Below are 7,413 nucleotides of genomic sequence, written 5' to 3'. Positions count from 1 at the left end.
GGACAAAATGACTCCAGATGAGTTTTACTATGACCAGCTACCACAACAAAATAAGGTAGCTTAACTAGAGCAGAGTATCACTTATAAATAAGCTTTTAGTTGTTCAAACATGTGGGACCACCTCTATTGATAGGAAGAATCCGCCCTCATTCTAAGCTTTTCAACAAGAGAGAAGTGACGTTCAACACTTATTTTATTACCAATGCATGATCATTTTTTGACTTTTGCAAGAGCTCTAATGAATGTATTGGGTAATCGGTAATCCTCCCATAAATAACCGAAGTTAAAAGTAGAGGTTAAGCGACCATTAGAGGTGGCCTTCCTTTATTTGCTTGATGTGGTCTCTCATGGTTGTAATGCCACAGCCAATCAGTTGCGTAATCCTGAACTTCTTCTAACTTATCAAACAAATGCTTGCTCAGCCAACTATAACGTATAGTCCGATTATGTCGTTCAATATACGCATTCTGCTGTGGCTTACCCGGTTGAATATATTCAATACGAATACCGTTCTCAGTAGCCCAGCGTACAAATTCGTGACTGATAAACTCGTGGCCTAAGCAGCACTGCTGCGCAAGGCATCGGATCACTAATGGTTTTTCTCTCCACTCCAACAATTGATTCAACGTACGAATAACCCTAATTGTGGGCAATGAGAACCCTGCTTCAATGATTAGGCCTTCGCGGCGGTAATCATCAATCACATTCAATAATCGAAACTTGCGACCATCGGAAAGCTGATCATGCATAAAATCTAATGACCAGACCTGATTTTCACGGATTGGTTCTTTCAATGGTTCAGGCGCATGCCGTTTTAGTCTTCTTCTTGTCTTAATACGCAGGTTCAAGGCTAACTCACAGTAAATGCGGTAAACCCACTTGTGATTCCAGCAGTAACTATTAACATGCCGTAAATATGAGAAGCATAGACCAAAGCCCCAATCGGAATTTTCCTCAGTGAGGTCAATGAGCTGTTCTGCAATGAGCACATTGTCATTACTGAGTTTAGCTTGATAACGGTAGCAGGTTTCACTGATTCCAAATACAGTGCAAACTAAACGAATACTAATAGCATGGTGGGCAACTGCCTGTTGTGTCATCTGACGTCGACAAGATGGCTTTACCACTTTTTTGACATCGCTTCCTGAATGATCTCTGCCTTTAACCTCTCTTCAGCATACATTTTTTTAAGTCTGATATTTTCTGCTTCTAACTCTCTGAGTCGAGCCATTAATGACGTATCCATACCACCATATTTGGCACGCTATTTATAGAAGGTCGCATTACTCATACCGTGTTCACGACAAAGGGTGGCTACAGGTGTGCCAGACTCCGCCTGTTTCAAAATGGACATGATCTGACTGTCAGTAAATTTAGATGTTTTCATGCAGAATCTCCTGCCTATACTTTAAGAGAAAATTCTACTTTTAGGTCCTATTATTTTTAGGGGGGGATTATCGATGACAAATACCCGCAAATCAGCAAATCCTGGTATGCACACTGGCAGAACTTGAATACATTATTTGCTTATCCAGCCGATATTCGTAAAGCGATCTACACGACCAATGCAATTGAGTCGCTAAACAGTGTGATTCGACAAGCAACCAAGAAGTGTAAACTCTTTCCAACCGATGACTCAGTCAGAAAGGTGATTTACTTAGCGATTGAAGCTGCATCGAAAAAGTGGAATATGCCAATTCGGGATTGGCGTGCGGCAATGAATCGGTTTATGTTCGAATTTGAAGGTCCGTTTAGACGCTTTCATTTAAACAACATTTACACAGATTTTTTTACAGGGTCAGTTATTCTTTTTCATTTAAGTCTATCTAAACTTAGGTTGAATATTATTTTCTTTAATAATCTTAACAATTGAGTAAAGAACTGATCTTCGAACATGAGTATTGTTATATGAGCCTTGATGATCAAATCCAGTCATTTGAAAAACTTGTTTAACTCCAGATTGCTTAAAAGGAGCCCGTCCTGAAACCCATGGAACTGTTCCATCTCCATCCGCATTTTTATCTGAAATTTTAAATGTTCCAAACTTACCACTTGTTAGTTTAATATATCGCAACCCATTATTTTCTTTCATATTTGCTTTAATGTAGTGGTAAGCAGCTTGTCCCATATACATCGCATCTTTTGCAACTTTTTGATTATATGCCTCAACTTCTTGGGCACTTGCTCTAGGCAAGTTTTTCATTTGCTGTGCAGTTACTCCTCTAAGATTTTGATCTAATGTCCATGTTAATGTACCGAAACTTGAGTATTTAGGATCATGTCCATAATTTACATAAGTATATGGATGATACTTATTTGTTATTTTGTCATGGAATTCTTTAACTTTTTCAATTTTTTTAAAATATACATCTTTTACTTTTTTACCAGGATTATTATTTCTTACCATATTTGCAGGATCAATCAGTTCTGCTTTAACCATCTCCCACCAAACACCATCTGATTTATAAATTTCACTATAGGGGTCGGATTGTGGTAAGGATACAACATTTGTTTGTAAATCCTTCCCATTCATTAATCCTGAACCTTTGAGATATAACCATGGTTTCCCGTTGTTATACGCCTTGCTTGGTAATAATTCTAAGCCCCCAGGTGCATTTGCTAATACAGCAGTTACATGTTCAGTATTTTTACCAAGTACATAAGCTGGTAATGCTCCAACATCTTCAGAACCAGTAACAATACGTCGATATGCTGCTGCTGCACCTTCTGCTGGCATTACTCCATGCACAACCCCTGCAATATCAGAACGGATTTGAACTAGGCGGCGAGTTAATAATCCCCCCATTGAATGAGTCACTATAATAAACTTATGAAATCGGCCACCAAGTGATTTTTTAATTGCTTCAAGTTTGTCAGATACAATTTTTGCACCATTTTCACTGGACTGAAGCCAGTTATAACCCATACCGTAAACAGGGAAGTGAAATGCTTTCAAATGTTCAATATCTTGTTGAGCTATATTTGTAAATGCCTCTTGAGGATGCCAATTTTCTACTTCTTTTTTATTTATTAGACTTTTCCATTCATAGATAGATTCTTGCAATTTCATTTCTTGAATAGCAGCATAACCACCACCCAAACCTCCCATACCATATATAGGTTTTTCATTTAAATCGACATTATTCAGTACCATTTGTAAATAAGTTAAAATCCCACCAGAACTATCCCAATGTACGGTCCCCCAATAACGATCTCTTAAAAATTTTTCTGTTAATTTTAAACGACTATCAACTTTAATAGTGCCATCTTTGTATACTTCAGTATTTAAATAATCTAATTCAGTTTGCAAGGTAGCTGGACTTTTATTCATTTGTTGAACTAATGTTTTAGCTATTCCTGCGCCATTGCCTAATAGCCATACAGGCTTCTTTAATGCTTTATTATATATGTTAGAACCCATAATTCCAGGTACAAATATAATTGGAATCGTATCATTAAGAGGGACTTCTACATTTGTTCCAACTTTATTCGATGTAGGACTGGTTGCAGATTTTGATTGTGATATTACGTCACCCATTTTATTTTTCCTTTTTATTATTAGGAGATATTTGAATACTATTTAAAATAAAATAATTCAGTTGAAGTACATTTTTCTGACTAATCATAGAGTAAAAAGATTCATCTGGATTAGTCATTTCAGCACTTTCGAAACTAAATTGAATATATGGGTCATTATCATTATTTAAATCGCCTAAATATTGCCAAGCTCCATTTTCAAAACCACGTTCAAAATGTGCACGTTCAGAAACATGATTCAATACTTCTTCACCAACCAAACCATTAATGACTTTTTTATGCTCTCTTAAATTTTCAATTTTCATTTGTGCTTTTACAATTGCAGGTAACTCTTGTTGTCTCTTCTTCATAAGTTCAATTAAAGGAATATCTGACTCCAAACGAACACGATGCTCAATATCAGCCCGAACTCCTGGATAACTTGGAAATCTAAAATGCAAATATCCACCTGTGAATGGAATGTTTTTACTCATATCATCTAAAATAAAAAATTCCTTCCAACATAGACCAGCGTGTGCTTCACCTTTTTCATTTCTTAATTGAATGCTTTTTAAGGTATGTTGCATATCTGCTAATGATTCATTTAGAAGATCATTGCTTGCACCACTTTTTAAAATAAGCATTTTACCTGGTCTTAAATAGAGATAACCATAGATTTCATATATGGAAGTAACATATTTTCCATCCCGAAAAACAATAATGTGGCTAACAGAGCGTCCAGCTTGATTTACAGGACCTTGTATTTCTTGCTTTAATAAAACCCCTTCAGTTTCATGAGGTTCATGCTTTAAATACTGAATCTTGTCATTAATGAGTTTTTGATATGCTTCATATGTTTTTACACTCCCATCAACTTCAATATCACTACCGTTGTAGTTGAAGTTACTATATTCCACTTCTGTTTCTTTCGGTACAGTCATTTCAATACGACCGAAACATACTTTCTTTGGATTACTATAATCAATCACTTGAATTCCTTCCTGCTGTTTCTCAACATTTGAACATGCACTAAAAGAGCTTACTATTACGATACAAAGTACTAAGCACTTAAATAATTTCATTATTAACCTTCCGTGATACTTTATTCTGGAGAAAATACTTCAATATTTAGCGCAGTCATTACATCTTTAGAAAACACACTGGTTTTACCATCTTCACCGGATACGCCTTCAAAAACCTGTCCATCTTCAGCCGTTATTTTGTACTTCAGATTTTTTGCAGGTTCCCCATCTGGATAGTGCAGAATAAAATGTTCATCATAGTTAGATTTCAATTCAGGCATTGCTGGAAGCTGACTAGACAGTGACGCTCCACCACTAACCTTTACTTGACCAGCTTTAAGTTCCATTAAACCAGGTCAGGCAATTTCAATATTTCCACCTTCGATTTTGATATATCCCCCACCACTAGTGATGAGAATACCTTTCCCACTTTCTACTCTTACAAGGTCATTGAGTGAATACACATGCATTTGTTGCTTTGAAGAAAGCGTCATTTTTCCTTTTTGTGCTGTGACATCCACATCACCTTCACCAGATTTAATCTTAATGCCAGCATGTTTTGCGAAAATTGAAATTTTATCTAATGCTTGGGCTATCCAACTTTTTCCAGTAAAAAATTGCAAATTCTTAGGTGTACTTACATCTATATTATCTTTTGATTCAAGATGCATGCTTTCTTTGCTGTCTAAAATCATTCCTGATTCACTATGCAAAGTGACTAATGCATCTGAACTCTCATTCCATTTATCGAATATTTCTTTTAATAATTCCTGTGATTCTAAATCAGGTTCATCAACTTGATGTGCCGTTGCTATTTCTTTGAAGTATTTATTACCATCCACATGGAATTTAATATTTTCTTGTGTTTTCGAACGTGTAAGTAGCGTACCTTGAGCTTGTTCTGATGACTCAGAAGTTAATAAGATACCTTTTGTCGCCCTTATTGCTCCCCATTGATCTGAGCGTAATTCAAACCCCTCACCACGACCCTCACTTTCAGCTTTGTCTTTCGGATGGCTTAAATTACCGAGGTTAAGTTGCGTTGCACCGTGACTACTGTGGAGCTGTGCGCTGATCTGTCCTGTCGTGTCATCAAAGCGCAGTTGGTTATATCCTTCACCATCCACTTCTTTGGAGCGTATCCCACTGAGTTTTTTGGTATCAGGGAGTTGTCCTTTTATATCGAACTTGGTTGGATTTCTCTCTGCTTCATGGATACGTCCTGTCACAAATGGACGGTCAATATTGCCATCAAAGAAGTCAATCACAACTAATTCATCTTTACGAGGTAAGAATCTAGCGCCATAGCCTTCACCCGCCCAAGGGGTTAGTACATCGACCCAAGCTGAATCTGTATCATTATCATTTGAACCGAACCACCATCATGGCTATGGTCATCTGTTCGTGTGAATAGAAAACGAACTTTAATTCGTCCCCATTCATCCACATGAATTTCCTCACCATCTGTGGTGACTTTGGCTCTTTGTACATGTGCAGTAGGGCGATGTTGTAGTGGATCATATTCAGGAACAACGGCAATACTTCTACGCACCACCATCAATTCGTTGGCTTGACGTTCTTGTTCGCTGTCTTTACTTGTTTCCCAATGACTGAGGCTAAGTAACTTTTCCAATTGATCTTTCAAATCTTTTGGTAGGTTATTTTGATTATAGTAGTGCTTATTGAGTATCAAAAACTCTCGATCAGCCGAACTGTGATTTTTTTCAAGTTCGGGATGATCGGAGAGTTGAAACCAATATCCAACTTGAGTATCTCGGACACTGCTGTGTGCGGTAAAATATTTGGATTGTAAGGCTTGATATTGATTCAGTTGTTTGTTGAGTTTATCAAGTTGGCTATTGCTTGATTTTGTGGCTTGATCTTCACCTTTAAGGTCACTAATCCATGCAGGGGAGATACTCCATGCTTGTTCTAGGCTTAGACTTTCATTATCCCTATTGGCACTGTGTTTATGCGAACTGAGCACTGATCCGCTGGCATCTTCTTGACTTAAGCTATCTGCTTGCCAACGTTGTACATGGATTGCCGTAGGCTGTAAGCTACGTTGTGCAATAAAGCTTGTAATGCTGTCATACTGTTCTGTTGCATTTGACCTATGGTAGCGTATGCTTCGACGTTCAATGGCTTTAAATTGGGCATTATCATCGACTAAACGTAGTTTTTGTGCTTCAATACTTTGGCTATTACTTGATACAAGATAACTAGCCTCATCAATAAACCAATTAATTGATTCTTCACGCATTAATCGGGTTAGATATGCATAATCGCTTTCGTTTGACTGCATCGAAAATGGACGGATATCATAAGACTTAGTTAGTCCGCTAGTATCTAATTTTAGGCTTGAAGCAAACAAGGCACTTTTAGATTGCCATTCATTGAAAATTACTTCAATAATTTCAACAACATTCTTATTCATGAATACACGGCTATTACGTCGTTTATGCCACAAGCTGGTTGGGTCTTGCATGGTCAAGCGGTATAGACTTAAAGCCCCGTCAGATTGTCCTTGAGAAGCGCCTGTAATAATACCAGTCGTTCTAAACAATCTGCCTGAATCAGTGACTTGATCAACACCTATTTGACAACCAATAAATTGTTTTAATTCTATGAATGGATTCGTTGATAGGCAGATCAGTTCTGCTGACATTCCTTCATTGATGCCATGAAATCCATCAATACGTTGTAGCATAATTTGTGAATTAAGTTGTGCATTTGAAAATTGAGCACTGATGGCACGTTTTTGAGTTCCAAAGCCTAATTTGTCTAAAATGCCAAAAATGTTATCTAACATTGTTATTTATAATCTTATTATTAATAGGGAAATATTAGCACAATGATTATTTATGCTCAAATC

At 37.1% G+C, this 7,413-nt stretch carries 2 protein-coding genes and 3 pseudogenes; 1 reads left to right on the top strand and 4 read right to left on the bottom strand.

Annotated elements, in window-relative coordinates; all coding sequences use genetic code 11:
* Nucleotides 1-296 precede the first annotated feature (296 nt).
* Nucleotides 297-1,387: pseudogene (locus GBI16_RS17060) on the bottom strand (IS3 family transposase).
* Nucleotides 1,388-1,459: 72 nt separating this feature from the next.
* On the opposite strand from GBI16_RS17060, the pseudogene GBI16_RS17055 reads away from it, so the two are divergent.
* Nucleotides 1,460-1,769, top strand: a pseudogene (locus tag GBI16_RS17055) (transposase); the annotation flags it as partial.
* A gap of 53 nt (nt 1,770-1,822) precedes the next feature.
* Here GBI16_RS17055 and GBI16_RS17050 read toward each other — a convergent pair.
* From GBI16_RS17050 to GBI16_RS17040, 3 genes and pseudogenes are all read right to left on the bottom strand, one after another.
* Entirely contained in the window at nt 1,823-3,538 is a 1,716-nt protein-coding gene (locus GBI16_RS17050) for a triacylglycerol lipase (RefSeq protein WP_151707529.1), read from the bottom strand.
* 1 nt (nt 3,539) lies between these two features.
* Complete coding sequence (locus tag GBI16_RS17045; RefSeq protein WP_151707528.1) at nt 3,540-4,598, bottom strand: T6SS immunity protein Tli4 family protein; 1,059 nt, start codon at nt 4,596-4,598, stop codon at nt 3,540-3,542.
* Between the two features lie 20 nt (nt 4,599-4,618).
* Nucleotides 4,619-7,350: pseudogene (locus tag GBI16_RS17040) on the bottom strand (type VI secretion system Vgr family protein).
* Nucleotides 7,351-7,413 lie beyond the last annotated feature (63 nt).

It is taken from the genome of Acinetobacter sp. TUM15064 (assembly GCF_008980265.1).
GTDB lineage: Bacteria > Pseudomonadota > Gammaproteobacteria > Pseudomonadales > Moraxellaceae > Acinetobacter.
The sequence above is the reverse complement of the archived record's forward strand: the minus strand, read 5'-3'. Positions and strand labels throughout refer to the sequence as shown.